Genomic DNA, 13,668 nt, shown 5'->3' with positions numbered 1-13,668 from the left:
CGTGGCGTTGGCGACAAGCGAGTTTGCCTGGCGCCCGGATGGGTACCGAATAGGGGTGATCTCCGGAAGCATCGCTGTTGGCGCCGAGAACGTTTATCGCCCGCAGCAGGACTCACGGCTGCTCATCGATGCCCTCACCGGCAACGATGAGGTGGCCGGCCGCCGAGTGGTGGACCTTTGCGCCGGGAGCGGGGTGGTTGCCGTTGCCGCGGCCGAGCTGGGCGCCAGTGAGGTTACTGCGCTGGATATTTCGCCGAGCGCGGTGCGATGTACCCAGGCCAACGCATTGGCTGCACAGGTCGATGTCGACGCCAGGCTCGGCTCGTGGACTCAGGCGCTGGAACACGAACCGTTCGACATCGTGGTGTGCAACCCGCCCTACGTTCCGGTGGCGCCGGAAACCTCTGCCGGAGTGATGGTGTCGACCGGCCCGATGGCCTCATGGAACGGCGGTCCGGACGGTCGGCTGATACTCGACCCGCTGTGCCGCGCGGCTGCCGAAATGCTGGCGGAAGGCGGATCTTTGTACCTCGTCCAATCCGAGTTTGCCGATGTCGCGGAGTCGGTGAGGCTGTTGCGGGCAGGTGGGCTGAACGTGGACGTCTATGTCACCCAACGAATTCCGTTCGGGCCAGTGCTGCACTCACAAGCTACTTGGCTTCGAGACACCGGACGCTTGACCGATGACAGGACCGAAGAGGAACTGGTCGTCATCCGGGCGGACAAGCCATGACCGAGCGACGGGCCGTGCGGGTGGTCCAGGGTGGGCCGATCCTCGTCGAGGGGCCGGTTCGAATCGAGCTGCCCGACGGGAGCACCGTCGACTCCGATCGGTTCATGGTGGCCATCTGTACGTGTCGACGGTCCAAGACCTATCCGTTGTGTGACACCAGCCACCGCAAGGTCAAGCGATCCTGCCAAAACTCAGGAAAGCGGCCGGCATAGCGAACTACGTTCGGCCAGCCAGCATTCCATCAGGTGATCGGCCAACCTGTCCTCCATGGCGGCGAACGCCCGCATCCCGAACACCACGTCGCAGTCGAGTTCTGGTTCGCGCCGGACCAGATCGCCCACCACGTCGTGGCGGACGACCTGCTCGTGTACCGCGTCGGCTTCGACGTGCTCGCGGTAGAACCGGACACACGCCTCGGGCGCCTCGAGTCGCTCCAACGCGGTCACCAGGCGCTGTGATCCCGGTGAGGAGGTGATCTCGGTGGCCGCGAAATGCCCCGCGGCGGCGCCACGTAGTCGTCGATGCAGACCGAACATGGACATCAGATTGACCAACGCGAGGCTTTCGGCCGGCACCGCGTCGAGATAGCCGAGGTAGGCGTCGTCCAGCTCGGCCTCTTTCAACAGGTCGGCGAACAGGTTCTGGTGGATGCGGTCCGACGAGCCTGCTCCGTATTCGTCGTATTCGACGGCGACGAAGGCGGCCTTCGCCTGTCCGCTGAGGCGGGGGATCAGCCAGGCGTGCGGATCACCCTCTTTGAGGTGGTACACCGACCGGTGCACGAAGTACTCTCGCATCTGTTCCCACGTGCCCGCATCGCGAAGGTGATACGACGGGCCGGTTCCGTCACGGGGCTCGACCGACAGGCGTGCCATCTCCCGCTCGGCAGTGTCGTCGGGGTCGATTCTGCCGACCTCGCGTCGGACCGCCGCGAGAAAGCTCCGCTCGAACTGTGAGCGCAGGTGCAACAGTCCGGCGTTCCACTCCCAGTCCTGATCGACACCGGAGAATCCGCGGTAGTGCAGTTCGTAACAGAGATAGAGCGACAGTTGCACGTCCAGCCCGAGCGGATCCGAATCGCGCAGCGGGATCCAGACCGGTTCCAGGTGGTTGTGTGGCGCGCGATCGCCGAGCCTGTCGATCAGCGCGGCGGAGATGGGGCCCTTCGCGGGCGGAAGCCCCGGTTGCGGAGCGGTGAGGAACGTCGTCATGGCGGTTGAGGAATGCCCGTCCACGGCCTCTGGTAAACCGGCCTGGCGGTTTGTCCGGGTACATGCCCGGGTATACAGCAACCTGTTGGAGTCGAGGTGAGAAACATGGCCAGACCAGCACCGTCCGTTTTCGAGCGGATCGCCGATGTCATCGAGCGCGAGCAGCGGCAGGCTCTCAGTGAGTACGCCCTGACCGAACTGCTGTGGCACCGCCACGGCGACGGGGTTACTGACTCTGCAGGGTCGGCGAGCGTCGGCTGTAGCCGACACGCAGCGTGACGTGGTTGGACCCGACCCGGGCCACGTCTTCCCATGCCGCCAGAAAAGTGCCTCGGTGGCGCCATGCGGCGATGGTTGCGATGAGGGCCGGGGCGTTGATGGCCGTGCGCTCGTAACCCAGGTATGACGAGCGAGTACGGGGGCTGACGACCAGGCCGACGAGTTCGGTGCGGCCGGAGTGCTCCGCGTCCTCGTCCGCGAATTTGAGCCGGACGTCGATCACGGTGCCGAGGGGGTGATGGCCGGCATCCAGCACGCGGAGCCCGAGCAGGTTACTCAGCTGCATGGCGCCCTCCCGGGATACGGGCGACGATGTGGTCGCGCAGCCAACGCTCTACCCAGTCCGCGTCCGCCGGAAGTTCGGAGGCTGTCAGTTGCACGGTCACGCCGACCGAAGCCACCTGTTCCCAAGGGATTTCGTGCAACATCGATCGCGGCGGCGCGCCGCCGAGGATCCGGGTCAGCACCACCTGTCCAGACAGGATCGCGCTGACGTGTGGTGGCGGGCTGCCTGGTTCGATATCCACATCGGCCTCGATGCCGTCGAGTTCGAGGTCGTCGACGATCCCGACCGGCGCGCCGTCGTCGTCGAGTATCTGCCGGTCCAACAGGTGCAGGCGGGCGTCGACGATTCTCATTGGCCTGCCCCGGTCACGATCATCAGCGGAATGGCCGCCAGCGAGGCCGCCACGATTATCACCAGGTACACGGACCCGAACATGTTGAGCAACCTTCCGTTCGTGTTGTCACCCATGTATTCCGGATCGTTGGCCACGATGAGGATGGGCAGGTAGGTCAGGGGGAGGGCGATAGCCGAGAACACCACCGAGTACTCGGTGACCATGACCGGGTCGACGCCGGTGAACAGGACGGCAGCGCCGACGACGATGCTCACGAACATCACGACGTGGAAGCGGGATGCCTCGGCCGGACGGCGGAACTTGCCCCAGGGCCACCCCAAGAACTGCGCCAGCGTGTAGCCACTGGACAGTGTGGTCTCAAGGGCCGCACCGAATGTGGCCGCCACGATGCCGATGATCGCGAACGCCAGGGCCAGCTTGCCGCCGGCCTCGACGACGGGCATCACCACCTGAGACAGCGACGTCACCTCGATCTGGTTCGGCAGCAGCACCAGCGTCGCGCACGCGGCGATGGCTACCGAAAGGATGCCGCCGAGCGGGAATCCGACCAGGACATTGAGGCGTGAGACCCCGAGATCCTTTGTCTTCCAATGCTCTTCTACGGCACCGGAGGAGAAGAAAAACACCTCGTACGGTGTCATCGCGGCGCCGAACAGTGCGATGGCGTAGTACCAGTACGTCGCGGACGATTCGGATTCGGGAATCACCGGTTGCGCGACCTGATGGGCGAGCTCACCCCAATGCGGTTGCAGGGCAAAGACGGCGACGGCGAACACGATCAGACACAGCCCCGCCAGACCCGCGGTGTTCTCCATGACCGAGAACTTGACCCGCCAGACCACCAGCCACACGGCCACGGCTGCCACCGGTATCCACAGCATCCGCCCGACGTCGGTGGCAAGTTGCAGGGCCAGTGCCACACCACCGATCTCGGCGGTCAGCGTCATCAGGTTGATCAGAAACGATGCGCTCAGGTTGGCCGCGGCGGTGCGCGGGCCCAGGCGTTCCCGGATGATCTCGAACGTGGCTCGCCCGCTGACCGCTGCGACCCGGCCCGCCATCTGGGCGAACAAACAGATGCCGACGACGCCCACCAGCACGACCCATACGAGCGCGAGACCGAACCGCGAACCGACCACGGCATTGGTCACCAGGTCGCCGATGTCGAGGAACCCGCCGATCGCGGTCAGGATCCCCAGCGCTACCGCGAAGAACTTCTTCATCTTCATCAGCGGTACCTGGCTTCCAGCGCATCGGCCGATTGCAGCAGCTGCGTACGCAGCACCGGCAACTCTGGATCGGAGGTGACCTCGCGGACCCGCGCCGATGCGGTGTTGAGGTGGCCGATCATCATCGTCATGGCTTCGGTGAGCATTTTCTGGCGGTCGAGATCGACCGGATCGTCGGCTTTGAGGTCGGCAATTCTCTTGTAGGCCTTGACGATCTCGTCTCGCGGATCGGATATCTGGACGCTCACCAGTTGCGGTGTGGACCGGTCACGTGTCCTGAGGTCGAGGGCGTACGCGCCGCTGCGGGCGGCGGCCACCGACTCTTCCATCGCCTGGGCGAGCTGCCCTGACATGCCGTCACGGTTGGCCGGACAGCGGGTCAGCAGCAGACTCAGGGAGATCAGCAGCAAGACGACAAGCAGCGCCACCCGTATCCGTCGCGGTTTGTCTTCGGGGTCGCCTTCGCCGGCCATGACGCCCTACCCTCAGCTGGGCAGCGTCTCGCCGTCTTCGCGGTCGAACTCGTCGCGGCCCGCGTCGTCGGCGACCACCTCACGTTGTTCCTGCCAGTCGGGTTCTGTCGCCTCCAGCGGCGGGCTGTCCATATCGGATACCGGGGCTTCGGCGTCGGGCACCACATCGGTCTGGTCGCGTTGCTGCTCGAGTGCATCGGCAACCGGCACCTCGTCGGGCACGTCTTCGCGGGTCATGCGGCCCGAATACCCCGTGGCCAGTTGATCAAACGCGCCGGGTGTCCGGTCACGCCCGGCGCGCCACCTTCCGGATCAGCCGGGCTGTACTGCGGTCCAGGATCTCCTGGCGTCGGTTGCTGTTCCGCGTGCGGGTAGCGCGGCGGAATCCGGCCGCAATGGTCAACCCGTCCCGATACCCGTCGACCACCCGGGGGTCGACGTAGGCGCTACGGGCGACCGCAGGGGTGTTGCCGAGAGCCTCGGAGACCTCGCGCATCACAGCGGCTTCGACGCGCTTGATCACCTTGTCGTCGACCGGCGGATCCGCGTCCACGAACGCCTCGGCCGCCAGCACTGTGCCATGCCACGTCCGCAGATCCTTCACGGTGTACTCGTCACCGACCATCTCTTTGAAACGCACGTTGAGGTCCTCGGCATGGACCTCGATCCACTCCGACGAGTTGCGGTACGCGAGTAAGCGATCGCCATTGCCCCGGGCGCGCTGCAGCGACCGGACCGCACGTACCACCGCTGGATCTTCCACCACCAGCGTGCGACGCACGCCGCTCTTGGCCGGATAGTCGAATCCGACCGCATCCGGCCGCAGCGTGACGTGTTCGCGCAGCAGCGTCGCGATGCCGAACGAATTGTTCTCCTCGGCGTAGTGATCCCCACCAGCCCGGAAGTACCCGAGGTCGAGCAGACGAAGGCCGAGCGCCAGCACGCGATCGCGGGTCAGCCCGCGCCGACGCAGATCACCCGCGATGCCGGTACGCCAGTCGGTCAGCCCCGCTGAGAGCTCAAGCACCCGGTCGAACTTCTCCTCGCTGCGGTCCTGCTGCCATTGGGAGTGGTAGAGGTATTGTCGCCGTCCCGCAACGTCGGTGCCGACGGCCTGGATGTGTCCGTTGGGGTGGGGACAAATCCAGACTTTCTTCCACGCGGGCGGAATGACCAGATCCTCGATGCGCTTCAAGGTTGCCGCATCGGTGACGGCAGCACCATCTTCGTCGCGGTAACCGAATCCACGTCCGCGGCGTACCCGGCGAAGCCCCGGACCACCGACGACGCTGCGACGCAGCCTCATCGGGTCCGACACTCTGGTTTAGGGACCGGATGGCGGCGGGTACGCGACATGTATGTCATCGTCTGACTCGGTACCAGGGCCTCGGCTCACTGTGCTGCACAGTCGGCGAATACCCCGCCGGGGATCCGGCCACACGCCCGGAGCGCGCGCCGTTGAACTCCGGGTACCCGCCCGAGCCGACTCGCTGGCCATGGTGAGAACCATGACAGGCTGCCTGGCCGACAATGAAGACCTCGGCAGGAACACCGCGGACGATCTGGCGCTGGCGGTTGATGAAGCGTGTACGGTGCTGATCGGCATCGCCGCTCCAGGGGCTTCTCTGGTGCTGGTTGAAGACCCCCGCCTACACGAACTCAACGTCCGCGTGTCGACGGACTGTGACGGCGTCGAAAGCGTCCCTGGCAGTGCCGTCTTGAGCGGCTTCAGCAGACGGGTACTGGAGGCGCTCACCGACCGCGTTGAGACCTTCGTCGACGACGCCGATTTCGAGCGCACCGGCAACCCCAAGCCGACGTTGGGCATCTCGCTGACCGTCCGGCGGCATGGGGCCCCAGCGCGACGTCAGTGATGCACGTTCACCAACTGCAGCTGCTGCGGCTGATCGCGCAGCATCGACAGGGCGGCCGGAAGCTCGTTGGAGACCGGCAGGGCGCAGGCGGGATCGCAGATCCCCAGCACCCGGGCAACGGCAGCGCTCGGAATCAATACCCAGTCGATGCCCTCGCAGGCACACCTCACGTTGATGGTGTGTAGGCAGGCGAAGCAGCCCGCGCCGAAGAATTCGACTGCGCTGAGGTCGAGGACCAGCTGTCCGCGCGGCCTGCTGTTCCGGATCCCGCAGTCGGTCAGCTCGGTGGCGTTGGACGCGTCCAATTCACCTTGGACGCTGATCACGGAAGTGGCCGGCCACAGCCATTGGGCAAAAAATTGCGCGTGGCTGCGGTCGGTGGAAGATTGCTTCGCCGGCTTCGCGGCGGTGATGGTGGACATCGTGACTCCCTCAGTAGCAATTACTGCGGTCACGTCACTCTTCAGGCTCTGTGGACTCAAAACCCCTGGATACAGGGAGTATTACTACCCTGCACCCGATGACGATTCCGGGGCGGCTGTGAACTCAACCTGAGTTGGACTCTACGCCATAGTGGGCCGGAACAATAGAACTTCAGGGCCGTGGTGCTCGCGGATGACTTGTCAGAGCCGGCTGAGCAGGGTCGCCGCGCCGGGGCCCGTGAGTTCTTCGGCGGCTTGTCTGCGGCCGGTCATGGCCAGCAGCAACGCCTCGCCGGGGCCGGTGACTTCCGGGCCGTCGCCGTGCTCCCATTCGATGTCATTGGCCCGCAACCGGAGTCCTCTGATCCGCCGTCCCGCCCCGAGTCGTGGGTTACCCGGTACCAACGGCAGTATTCGCTGCAACCGCTGCGCGGGCACCACTCGGGGACGGCCGAGTGCGCGGCGAATGTCCTGGTGATGGACGGTGCCGTCGACCAGGCCGATCATGCCGCCGAATCCGGCGGTCAGGCCCTGCGGTCGCAGATGTCGGTGGAGAAACGCGAGCAGTTCGTCGGTGGACATCGCCGAGTACTCGGCGACTCCGACCTCGTTGGCATGCACGATCCGTCCCTTTGTGAAGCGTTTCACCAACCCTGCGAGGTTGAGCTCCTCATAACTGATGACGTGTGCGACAACGTCTTTCACGGTCCATCCGGCGCACAATGACTCGGTGCGCCATTGCTCGGGCGTCAGGGTGGCCAGGAATTCGGCGAGGTCGGTTCGCTCTGCGCAGGCCAGGTCCATGAGCGACGGTTCGTCGGTGCTCATCGTGATCCCTCCCGGGTGACCAGGTCGAGGAAGCGCCCCAGGTACAGCGGCCATCCGGCGTCGCCGCCGACGCCGCCGGCCACCGCCCGCCAGTCGTCGCCATGGCGCTCGAGATGTCGGTGCTCCAACTCGACCCGGGTGCGATCGTTGCCTTCGGCGATGAAGCGGACTTCCACCTCGCTCGTCCGATCCAGGTCGGATTCGAGGCGCCACGTCGGTCCGATGTCCCAGGAGAAGACGATGCGGGTGGGCGGCTCGTAGACCAGGACTCGTGCCCACTCACATCGGTTGCCGTCGGTCCCGACGTCGTAGATCTTGCCTCCGACGCGGGGTTCGAAGACGGTCTGCGCGATCGGAACCGAGAGCAGATTGTGTTCGCGGGGCTTGATCGCATCGAATCGATCGACGAACAGGGTGAACGCCCGTTCCACTTTTGTGTCGACGACGACACTCTTGCGGATGGGCTCGACTTCTGCGGGTGTCATTTCGACTCTCCCTCCTGCTCGACGATGTTCCGGTAGGCGTCCAGCGCCTGGCCCCAGAAGGCGTCCAACTCGGCGCGCAGGGCCGCGACACCCTCAGGATTGACGTGGTAGAGGCGACGGGTTCCGACGGCTCGATCCGTCACCAGCCCAGCGCATTTCAGAACCTTCAGATGCTGTGAGACCGCCGGCCGGCTGACCGGGAGGTCGCGGGCCAATTCGCCCACCGCCATCGGCCCCGAAGCCAACCTCCTGACGATGGCCCGCCGGGTGCCGTCGGCCAGGGCGGCCCACGGATCTGCCGACGGGTAAGTCGTCACGAACGGTAAGTCTACGCTTACCGATGAGCGGAATCGACCCGGTTGCCTCAAGTTTGACCCGCGCGTCAGCGGGGTACTTCGCATGTCATGAGACTTGGTGGATTGTTTGGAACACTCGTGCTCATCTGGCTGATCATCGGCGTGGTCGCAGCCTGGCAGCGCGATTATTTCCATGGTGGATCAACGAACTGCGCGACTGCGGGCGCGATAGCGCTCACGGTCATCGCCGGTCCGCTCAACTACGCGGGCGTAAATCCGAAGGTGGACGAATGCCGTTTGCCCCAACCCAGCGCGATGGCCCCCATCGCCGCCGTGAATTGAGGTCGCCATGATTCTGCTCGGAGCGATTCTGCTCATCCTCGGCCTGATCTTCAACATCTACCTGCTCTGGGTGGTCGGCGTGATCCTGCTGGTCATCGGCGGCGTGTTCTGGCTGCTCGGAGCCATCGGCCGGCCGGTTGCCGGGCGGCGAAGCTGGTACTGAGAAAGGGAGGTGCACGATGCCGAATCCGTCGATCAAGGACGAGAAGCTCTACGAGGAGCTGCGCGACGAGGGCAACTCGAAGGAGAAGGCCGCGCGTATCTCGAACGCTGCTGCCGCCAAGGGACGTTCGAGTGTCGGACGGGCCGGCGGCGAGTCGGGTTCCTATGACGACTGGACGGTGGATCATCTGCGAAAGCGAGCCAAAGAGCTTGGCATCAAAGGATATTCCGACAAGAACAAGCGCGAGCTGATCGGGATGCTCCGCAATCACTGACCTGACCCACCGCGGAACGACCCGGCCCCGACGGCACCCGTCGGGGCCGGGTCGTTCGCGCAGCGCACGGGGTTCTGTGGCTGCAGAAGGCGATCATGCTGGTTTTGTCGCCAGAGTCGCCCGGGAGATCTACCGTGGAAGGCAGCCCATGTACGGCAGGTGGGGCGAGAAATGGCGGAAGGAGCAGCCATGCATGGCCCAAAAGATCCAGTTGACCACGCCCGGACAACCCGGCCGCATGCCGGCGAGTCGATGAAGGACAACGTGATCATGCCCGCGCTGGTACTGATCCTCGTGGGGTTGGTGCTGTTCGTCGGCACTCTGGCGGCGTTCGCCACCGGCCATTCCGATGTCGGATTGATGGTGGGCACATTGTCTGCCGCCGGATTCCTCATCGGATCGATGTGGCTGGCGCTCGAGCACATGCGTGTGCGTCGCATCGAGGATCGCTGGTACACCGATCATCCCGGCGTCATGAGGCAGCGGCCCAGCAGCTGAGCCTTTCGACGAGCGACCCGGCCGCTGTGCGGCCGGGTCCCTGTCTTGCGATGCGGTGTGGCTCAGGATGCGGTGTGGCTCAGAAGGTGAGTGCCAGCACCGCGAAATCGATTGCCAGCAGTGCCAATCCGATCACCGGGACCAGAACGCCGTAGCGCAGCCGCGCAGTGAATATCGATACGGCGATCGTGACCACGGGCACCACAGGCGCGCCGTAGAACAGAATCCCGAACCAGAATTCGCCCGGGCCCTTGTCCGCGCACGCCTCACTGGTGCACCCGGCCATGCCCATCACCGCGCCCATGCCGTACAGGTATACCAAGACGGCCGCGGGGACGGTCAAAACCGCCAGCACCCAGGTGATCGAGATCCGCATCCGCCGCTCGCCGGTGCGCTCAGTCTGCAGAGTCTGTGATTCGGTCATGCTGTCCGCATACCCAGTTTCATGAGCTTCTGCACGGGTATTCCTGCGGCATGGCCAGATTCGGATACACCTTGATGACCGAGCAGAGCGGCCCACGGCAGCTGGTCGACTACGCGGTATCCGCCGAGCAGGCGGGCTTCGACTTCGAAGTGAGCAGTGACCACTACAGCCCGTGGCTGGCGAGTCAGGGACACGCTCCCAATGCCTGGCCGGTGCTGGGTGCGGTCGCCCACGCGACGAATACCGTCCAGCTGTATTCGTATGTGACCTGTCCGACGATCCGATATCACCCGGCGATAGTCGCCCAGCAGGCCGCCACCGTGCAGATCCTGGCCGACGGCCGGTTCACCCTCGGTCTCGGCAGCGGGGAGAACCTCAACGAACACGTGGTGGGGCAAGGGTGGCCCACCGTCGACCGTCGCCTCGACATGCTCGCCGAAGCCATCAAGCTGATTCGAGAACTCCTGAGCGGGGACCTGATCGATTTCCGGGGCGAGTTCTTCGAGGTGGACTCTGCGCGCATCTGGGATGTGCCGGAAGTGCCGGTGACCATTGCCGTCTCGATGACGGGTGAGAAATCCGTCGAGAAGCTCGCCGTGGCCGCCGATCACCTGATCAACGTCGCTCCCGACCGGGAGATCGTCGAGGGCTGGCAGGAGCGTCGTCAAGCCACCGGCGTGCTGCCCGAGGGACGCGTGATCGGACAGGTTCCGGTGTGCTGGGATCCAGACCGGGGCGCGGCGGTGGAGCGCGCCCATGACCAGTTTCGTTGGTTCGGCGGCGGCTGGGCGGTCAACGCCGATCTCCCGACCCCGGCGGGATTCGCGGCGGCAACCAAGTTCGTGCGTCCTGAGGACGTGGCCGATGCCATCCCGTGCGGACCGGATCTGGACGCGATCGTCGCCGCCGTGGCGCCCTACCGCGACGCCGGATTCACCGATATCGCCCTGGTCCAGATCGGTGATCAGGGACAGCAGCGCTTTCTCGACGAAGCGGCGCAGCCGCTACTGGCTGCGCTGCGCGCGGAACTCGACTGAGGACCCGGTCGACATCGGATGACCCAGTCGCATCGCAAACGGCAGCAGCAGCCAGACTCCGATGAACGTCAGCAGGGCGATGACCCCCGCGATCACTCCGGCCTCACGCCCGGCAACCGTATCGAAGATCAACTCGGTCACCCCGGTCATCGCGAGCCCGAGCAACACCAACCCGATGAACGCGCACCGATGCGCGGCGGAGACCAGCAGGTTCAACCGGTGCCGGCGGAACAGCATGCGGTGCATCCCGACCGGGGCGACGAGCAGCGCGGTAGCAGCGGCCGAACACGCGACGGTCACGAGATAGACGTCCCGCATGGGCTCGTCGAGCATCGAGAACCGTTCCTGGAACGGCAGAGTCAGCAGCAGGCCGGTGAGCAGCTGAACACCGGTCTGCACGACCCGCAGTTCCTGCAGCAGACTGCTCCAGTTACGGTCAAGCCGTTCGGCTTCCGTTTCATGCCGGGCGGTCTGGTCCCAGCGCTGATCCAGCTCGGGACGGTCCGGATCCATAAGTTCGATAATCCCACGTTTGTCACAGGTTTCAGCTTGCGCCGCGATGGGCATCCCTGGCCGGAGTCCCACGTGGGGCTGCGCAGGAAAGGAACAGCAGTGTCGAAGTCGAGACCGACATCATCGCGACGCGTTGTGGTCAGCAGTGCGGCCTCGTGAGGGCCGGGTCCCCACCTGGGATACTGTCGATCCGAGATGTCGGGAGGTGAGATGGCCGACGAACGAGGCCAATCCAAGCCGCTGAACCGCGCGGAGCGGTCAGTGGAGATTCGGGTCGCTGCCAGGCTGGAGAACCTGGCTGTAGTACGTACACTTATCGCTGCGGTAGCAGCATTCGAAGATCTTGATTTCGACGTCGTCGCCGACCTCCGGTTGGCCGTGGACGAGGCCTGCACGGCTTTGATTCGGGCCGCGTTGCCGGATTCCACCCTGCGACTGACGGTCGACCCCCGTGAAGAAGCCGTGGTGATCACCGCTTCGACCACCAGCTCGGAGGCCGCGGTGGTCGAGCACGGCAGCTTCAGTTGGCACGTGCTGAGCTCCCTGACCGACGAAGTCAACACCTTTACCGACGGTGACGGGTCCGACGCCGGACAGGTACACGGCATCACCCTGACGACGAGGCGAGCGAGCCTGCTGCGGTGACGTCGGAATATGCGGATGTTCGCGACATGTTTCGCGAACTGAGCGGACTGTCCGAGGACTCGCCGGCCCGCGAACGTCAACGTGAGCGGATCGTCGAGCGGTGCCTGCCGCTCGCCGATCACATCGCACGGCGATTCGACGGCCGCGGCGAGCCGCGCGAGGACCTGGTCCAGGTGGCACGTGTCGGCCTGGTCAACGCGGTGAACCGGTTCGATGTCGAGGCCGGGTCGGACTTCGTGTCGTTTGCCGTGCCGACGATCATGGGGGAGGTCCGGCGCCACTTCCGCGACAACAGTTGGTCGGTGAAGGTGCCACGGCGGCTCAAGGAGCTGCACCTGAGGCTCGGCACGGCGACCGCGGAGCTGTCCCAGCGGCTGGGACGCGCCCCGACGGCCTCTGAGCTCGCCGAGGAACTCGACATGGACCGCGAAGAGGTGATCGAAGGCCTGGTGGCGGGCAGTTCGTACAACACGCTCTCGATCGACAGCGGCGGCGGCGGCGACGAGGACGCGCCTGCGATCGTGGACACGCTCGGCGATCTGGACGACGGGCTGGACCAGATCGACAATCGGGAAACGTTGCGGCCGTTGCTCGCTCAACTACCTGAGCGGGAACGGACAGTGCTGCTGCTGCGCTTCTTCGAATCCATGACGCAGACTCAGATCGCCGAGCGGGTCGGTGTCTCGCAGATGCACGTATCGAGGCTGCTGGCGAAATCGCTAGCGCGACTTCGTGACCAGCTGCAGTAGCGGGGTTTTGCCGTTCAGCGTGGACAGGGCCGCAGCCACGCTGTAGCACGTGTGCCAGTCCGACTCGGGGTCGCAGATGCAGAGCAGTCGGTTTACCGGCTTGCTGGGCACCAGAACCCAGTCGATATCGCGGACGGAGCATTGTGCTTCGATGGCCTTGAGAGCGGAAAGCCCTGCGGTGCCGAAGAACTCGACCTCGGTCAAGTCGACGGCCAACCGCTCGACCTCGCCGGTGTGTCGCAATGCGTAGCCGGCGAACTCGTTTGCGTTGGTGGCATCGATCTCACCGTGAGCGCTGATCACCGCGGTTGACGGCGGCAGTCGGCGGGTCGAAAACCCGGCCTGCGAATTGTCGGTCCGGTCGATCAGTGCGTTTGTCGAAAAGACGGTCATTCTTAGCTCCATCAGTCGTAATACGCGTATTCGAACTGTTGGTGCGGCGTCGATCGACAAGAATGCGAGTTCCCGCGCGTATGCCGTTGACGCCCGCCGCGGCTGTGAACTCAACCTGCCTTGGACCCTACCGCGATCAAGGTCATCGGACAATTTGTC

24 protein-coding genes are annotated in these 13,668 nt (G+C 65.0%); 10 read left to right on the top strand and 14 right to left on the bottom strand.

What is annotated here, in order from left to right:
* Positions 1 to 55: 55 nt before the first annotated feature.
* Together AC4ELH_RS15080 and AC4ELH_RS15075 are read left to right on the top strand one after the other, a co-directional pair.
* A complete protein-coding gene (locus AC4ELH_RS15080) occupies positions 56 to 733 on the top strand; it encodes a HemK2/MTQ2 family protein methyltransferase (RefSeq protein ID WP_498885191.1) in 678 nt (225 codons plus the stop codon).
* Positions 730 to 945 carry a CDGSH iron-sulfur domain-containing protein gene (locus AC4ELH_RS15075; protein WP_064886647.1) on the top strand — a complete coding sequence of 72 codons (216 nt, stop codon included), beginning with the start codon at positions 730 to 732 and terminating at the stop codon, positions 943 to 945. The genes AC4ELH_RS15080 and AC4ELH_RS15075 overlap by 4 nt, the downstream gene beginning before the upstream one ends.
* Here the strand turns inward: AC4ELH_RS15075 and AC4ELH_RS15070 are convergent.
* The 7 genes from AC4ELH_RS15070 to AC4ELH_RS15040 all read right to left on the bottom strand — a co-directional run bounded on the left by AC4ELH_RS15070 (position 925) and on the right by AC4ELH_RS15040 (position 5,872).
* Positions 925 to 1,944 carry an iron-containing redox enzyme family protein gene (locus tag AC4ELH_RS15070; RefSeq protein WP_448442466.1) on the bottom strand — a complete coding sequence of 340 codons (1,020 nt, stop codon included), beginning with the start codon at positions 1,942 to 1,944 and terminating at the stop codon, positions 925 to 927. The genes AC4ELH_RS15075 and AC4ELH_RS15070 overlap by 21 nt on opposite strands.
* Before the next feature lie 226 nt (positions 1,945 to 2,170).
* Complete coding sequence (locus AC4ELH_RS15065; protein WP_498885189.1) at positions 2,171 to 2,509, bottom strand: hypothetical protein; 339 nt, start codon at positions 2,507 to 2,509, stop codon at positions 2,171 to 2,173.
* On the bottom strand, positions 2,496 to 2,861 hold the full coding sequence (locus tag AC4ELH_RS15060) for a PRC-barrel domain-containing protein (protein ID WP_498885187.1): 366 nt from the start codon (positions 2,859 to 2,861) through the stop codon (positions 2,496 to 2,498). The genes AC4ELH_RS15065 and AC4ELH_RS15060 overlap by 14 nt, the downstream gene beginning before the upstream one ends.
* On the bottom strand, positions 2,858 to 4,087 hold the full coding sequence (locus AC4ELH_RS15055; RefSeq protein WP_448442471.1) for an Nramp family divalent metal transporter: 1,230 nt from the start codon (positions 4,085 to 4,087) through the stop codon (positions 2,858 to 2,860). Before AC4ELH_RS15055 ends, AC4ELH_RS15060 begins: the two co-directional genes overlap by 4 nt.
* A gap of 5 nt (positions 4,088 to 4,092) precedes the next feature.
* The gene (locus AC4ELH_RS15050) at positions 4,093 to 4,566 is read right to left on the bottom strand and encodes a hypothetical protein (protein WP_498885186.1); all 474 of its coding nucleotides are present in this window, start codon (positions 4,564 to 4,566) and stop codon (positions 4,093 to 4,095) included.
* Positions 4,567 to 4,578: 12 nt separating this feature from the next.
* Positions 4,579 to 4,803, bottom strand: coding sequence for a hypothetical protein (locus tag AC4ELH_RS15045; RefSeq protein WP_498885184.1), 225 nt, complete (start codon positions 4,801 to 4,803; stop codon positions 4,579 to 4,581).
* A gap of 49 nt (positions 4,804 to 4,852) precedes the next feature.
* Positions 4,853 to 5,872: a DNA topoisomerase IB gene (locus tag AC4ELH_RS15040; RefSeq protein WP_448442475.1), complete on the bottom strand. Its 1,020-nt coding sequence runs from the start codon at positions 5,870 to 5,872 to the stop codon at positions 4,853 to 4,855.
* 202 nt (positions 5,873 to 6,074) lie between these two features.
* Here AC4ELH_RS15040 and AC4ELH_RS15035 point away from each other — a divergent pair, with 202 nt between their 5' ends.
* A complete protein-coding gene (locus tag AC4ELH_RS15035) occupies positions 6,075 to 6,440 on the top strand; it encodes a hypothetical protein (protein WP_448442477.1) in 366 nt (121 codons plus the stop codon).
* On the opposite strand, the gene AC4ELH_RS15030 is transcribed toward AC4ELH_RS15035, so the two are convergent.
* The 4 genes from AC4ELH_RS15030 to AC4ELH_RS15015 form a co-directional block, all read right to left on the bottom strand.
* Positions 6,434 to 6,862 carry an STAS domain-containing protein gene (locus tag AC4ELH_RS15030; protein WP_448442479.1) on the bottom strand — a complete coding sequence of 143 codons (429 nt, stop codon included), beginning with the start codon at positions 6,860 to 6,862 and terminating at the stop codon, positions 6,434 to 6,436. The two genes, AC4ELH_RS15035 and AC4ELH_RS15030, sit on opposite strands and share 7 nt — an antisense overlap.
* Before the next feature lie 201 nt (positions 6,863 to 7,063).
* The gene (locus AC4ELH_RS15025) at positions 7,064 to 7,690 is read right to left on the bottom strand and encodes a maleylpyruvate isomerase family mycothiol-dependent enzyme (RefSeq protein WP_448442481.1); all 627 of its coding nucleotides are present in this window, start codon (positions 7,688 to 7,690) and stop codon (positions 7,064 to 7,066) included.
* Positions 7,687 to 8,175: an SRPBCC family protein gene (locus tag AC4ELH_RS15020; RefSeq protein ID WP_448442483.1), complete on the bottom strand. Its 489-nt coding sequence runs from the start codon at positions 8,173 to 8,175 to the stop codon at positions 7,687 to 7,689. The genes AC4ELH_RS15025 and AC4ELH_RS15020 overlap by 4 nt, the downstream gene beginning before the upstream one ends.
* A complete protein-coding gene (locus AC4ELH_RS15015; RefSeq protein ID WP_448442485.1) occupies positions 8,172 to 8,492 on the bottom strand; it encodes an ArsR/SmtB family transcription factor in 321 nt (106 codons plus the stop codon). The genes AC4ELH_RS15020 and AC4ELH_RS15015 overlap by 4 nt, the downstream gene beginning before the upstream one ends.
* 87 nt (positions 8,493 to 8,579) lie before the next feature.
* On the opposite strand from AC4ELH_RS15015, the gene AC4ELH_RS15010 reads away from it, so the two are divergent.
* The 4 genes from AC4ELH_RS15010 to usfY all read left to right on the top strand — a co-directional run bounded on the left by AC4ELH_RS15010 (position 8,580) and on the right by usfY (position 9,748).
* On the top strand, positions 8,580 to 8,813 hold the full coding sequence (locus AC4ELH_RS15010; RefSeq protein WP_055111862.1) for a hypothetical protein: 234 nt from the start codon (positions 8,580 to 8,582) through the stop codon (positions 8,811 to 8,813).
* Positions 8,814 to 8,820: 7 nt separating this feature from the next.
* Positions 8,821 to 8,976, top strand: coding sequence for a hypothetical protein (locus tag AC4ELH_RS15005; RefSeq protein WP_088304566.1), 156 nt, complete (start codon positions 8,821 to 8,823; stop codon positions 8,974 to 8,976).
* A gap of 16 nt (positions 8,977 to 8,992) precedes the next feature.
* Positions 8,993 to 9,250: a DUF7218 family protein gene (locus tag AC4ELH_RS15000; protein ID WP_064886636.1), complete on the top strand. Its 258-nt coding sequence runs from the start codon at positions 8,993 to 8,995 to the stop codon at positions 9,248 to 9,250.
* Positions 9,251 to 9,439: 189 nt separating this feature from the next.
* Positions 9,440 to 9,748 (top strand): protein UsfY, encoded by a 309-nt coding sequence (usfY, locus tag AC4ELH_RS14995; protein WP_064886496.1) that lies wholly within the window; start codon positions 9,440 to 9,442, stop codon positions 9,746 to 9,748.
* A gap of 79 nt (positions 9,749 to 9,827) precedes the next feature.
* On the opposite strand, the gene AC4ELH_RS14990 is transcribed toward usfY, so the two are convergent.
* On the bottom strand, positions 9,828 to 10,172 hold the full coding sequence (locus tag AC4ELH_RS14990) for a hypothetical protein (protein WP_448442488.1): 345 nt from the start codon (positions 10,170 to 10,172) through the stop codon (positions 9,828 to 9,830).
* A gap of 50 nt (positions 10,173 to 10,222) precedes the next feature.
* On the opposite strand from AC4ELH_RS14990, the gene AC4ELH_RS14985 reads away from it, so the two are divergent.
* A complete protein-coding gene (locus AC4ELH_RS14985) occupies positions 10,223 to 11,209 on the top strand; it encodes an LLM class F420-dependent oxidoreductase (RefSeq protein WP_448442490.1) in 987 nt (328 codons plus the stop codon).
* Here the strand turns inward: AC4ELH_RS14985 and AC4ELH_RS14980 are convergent.
* On the bottom strand, positions 11,177 to 11,722 hold the full coding sequence (locus AC4ELH_RS14980; protein WP_448442492.1) for a DUF6328 family protein: 546 nt from the start codon (positions 11,720 to 11,722) through the stop codon (positions 11,177 to 11,179). The genes AC4ELH_RS14985 and AC4ELH_RS14980 overlap by 33 nt on opposite strands.
* 210 nt (positions 11,723 to 11,932) lie before the next feature.
* On the opposite strand from AC4ELH_RS14980, the gene AC4ELH_RS14975 reads away from it, so the two are divergent.
* Together AC4ELH_RS14975 and AC4ELH_RS14970 are read left to right on the top strand one after the other, a co-directional pair.
* Entirely contained in the window at positions 11,933 to 12,367 is a 435-nt protein-coding gene (locus AC4ELH_RS14975) for an ATP-binding protein (RefSeq protein WP_448442494.1), read from the top strand.
* A 26-nt stretch (positions 12,368 to 12,393) separates the two neighbouring features.
* Positions 12,394 to 13,116, top strand: coding sequence for an RNA polymerase sigma factor SigF (locus tag AC4ELH_RS14970; protein ID WP_236734879.1), 723 nt, complete (start codon positions 12,394 to 12,396; stop codon positions 13,114 to 13,116).
* On the opposite strand, the gene AC4ELH_RS14965 is transcribed toward AC4ELH_RS14970, so the two are convergent.
* The gene (locus AC4ELH_RS14965; protein WP_448442496.1) at positions 13,087 to 13,509 is read right to left on the bottom strand and encodes an STAS domain-containing protein; all 423 of its coding nucleotides are present in this window, start codon (positions 13,507 to 13,509) and stop codon (positions 13,087 to 13,089) included. The genes AC4ELH_RS14970 and AC4ELH_RS14965 overlap by 30 nt on opposite strands.
* Between the last annotated feature and the right edge of the window lie 159 nt (positions 13,510 to 13,668).

The organism is Mycobacterium shunyiense (assembly GCF_058270075.1).
Note: the sequence above shows the minus strand (reverse complement) of the source record. Positions and strands in the feature narration are given on the sequence as shown.

Coding starts and splice junctions, on each gene's coding strand:
- AC4ELH_RS15070 (WP_448442466.1), bottom strand. CDS start 1,944: ATGACGACGTTCCTCACCGCTCCGCAACCGGGGCTTCCGCCCGCGAAG.
- AC4ELH_RS15050 (WP_498885186.1), bottom strand. CDS start 4,566: ATGGCCGGCGAAGGCGACCCCGAAGACAAACCGCGACGGATACGGGTG.
- AC4ELH_RS14990 (WP_448442488.1), bottom strand. CDS start 10,172: ATGACCGAATCACAGACTCTGCAGACTGAGCGCACCGGCGAGCGGCGG.
- AC4ELH_RS15060 (WP_498885187.1), bottom strand. CDS start 2,861: ATGAGAATCGTCGACGCCCGCCTGCACCTGTTGGACCGGCAGATACTC.
- AC4ELH_RS14975 (WP_448442494.1), top strand. CDS start 11,933: ATGGCCGACGAACGAGGCCAATCCAAGCCGCTGAACCGCGCGGAGCGG.
- AC4ELH_RS15055 (WP_448442471.1), bottom strand. CDS start 4,087: ATGAAGAAGTTCTTCGCGGTAGCGCTGGGGATCCTGACCGCGATCGGC.
- AC4ELH_RS15035 (WP_448442477.1), top strand. CDS start 6,075: ATGACAGGCTGCCTGGCCGACAATGAAGACCTCGGCAGGAACACCGCG.
- AC4ELH_RS15000 (WP_064886636.1), top strand. CDS start 8,993: ATGCCGAATCCGTCGATCAAGGACGAGAAGCTCTACGAGGAGCTGCGC.
- AC4ELH_RS15005 (WP_088304566.1), top strand. CDS start 8,821: ATGATTCTGCTCGGAGCGATTCTGCTCATCCTCGGCCTGATCTTCAAC.
- AC4ELH_RS14985 (WP_448442490.1), top strand. CDS start 10,223: ATGGCCAGATTCGGATACACCTTGATGACCGAGCAGAGCGGCCCACGG.
- AC4ELH_RS14970 (WP_236734879.1), top strand. CDS start 12,394: ATGTTTCGCGAACTGAGCGGACTGTCCGAGGACTCGCCGGCCCGCGAA.
- AC4ELH_RS15020 (WP_448442483.1), bottom strand. CDS start 8,175: ATGACACCCGCAGAAGTCGAGCCCATCCGCAAGAGTGTCGTCGTCGAC.
- AC4ELH_RS15075 (WP_064886647.1), top strand. CDS start 730: ATGACCGAGCGACGGGCCGTGCGGGTGGTCCAGGGTGGGCCGATCCTC.
- usfY (WP_064886496.1), top strand. CDS start 9,440: ATGCATGGCCCAAAAGATCCAGTTGACCACGCCCGGACAACCCGGCCG.
- AC4ELH_RS15065 (WP_498885189.1), bottom strand. CDS start 2,509: ATGCAGCTGAGTAACCTGCTCGGGCTCCGCGTGCTGGATGCCGGCCAT.
- AC4ELH_RS14965 (WP_448442496.1), bottom strand. CDS start 13,509: ATGACCGTCTTTTCGACAAACGCACTGATCGACCGGACCGACAATTCG.
- AC4ELH_RS15010 (WP_055111862.1), top strand. CDS start 8,580: ATGAGACTTGGTGGATTGTTTGGAACACTCGTGCTCATCTGGCTGATC.
- AC4ELH_RS15025 (WP_448442481.1), bottom strand. CDS start 7,690: ATGAGCACCGACGAACCGTCGCTCATGGACCTGGCCTGCGCAGAGCGA.
- AC4ELH_RS14980 (WP_448442492.1), bottom strand. CDS start 11,722: ATGGATCCGGACCGTCCCGAGCTGGATCAGCGCTGGGACCAGACCGCC.
- AC4ELH_RS15030 (WP_448442479.1), bottom strand. CDS start 6,862: ATGTCCACCATCACCGCCGCGAAGCCGGCGAAGCAATCTTCCACCGAC.
- AC4ELH_RS15045 (WP_498885184.1), bottom strand. CDS start 4,803: ATGACCCGCGAAGACGTGCCCGACGAGGTGCCGGTTGCCGATGCACTC.
- AC4ELH_RS15040 (WP_448442475.1), bottom strand. CDS start 5,872: ATGAGGCTGCGTCGCAGCGTCGTCGGTGGTCCGGGGCTTCGCCGGGTA.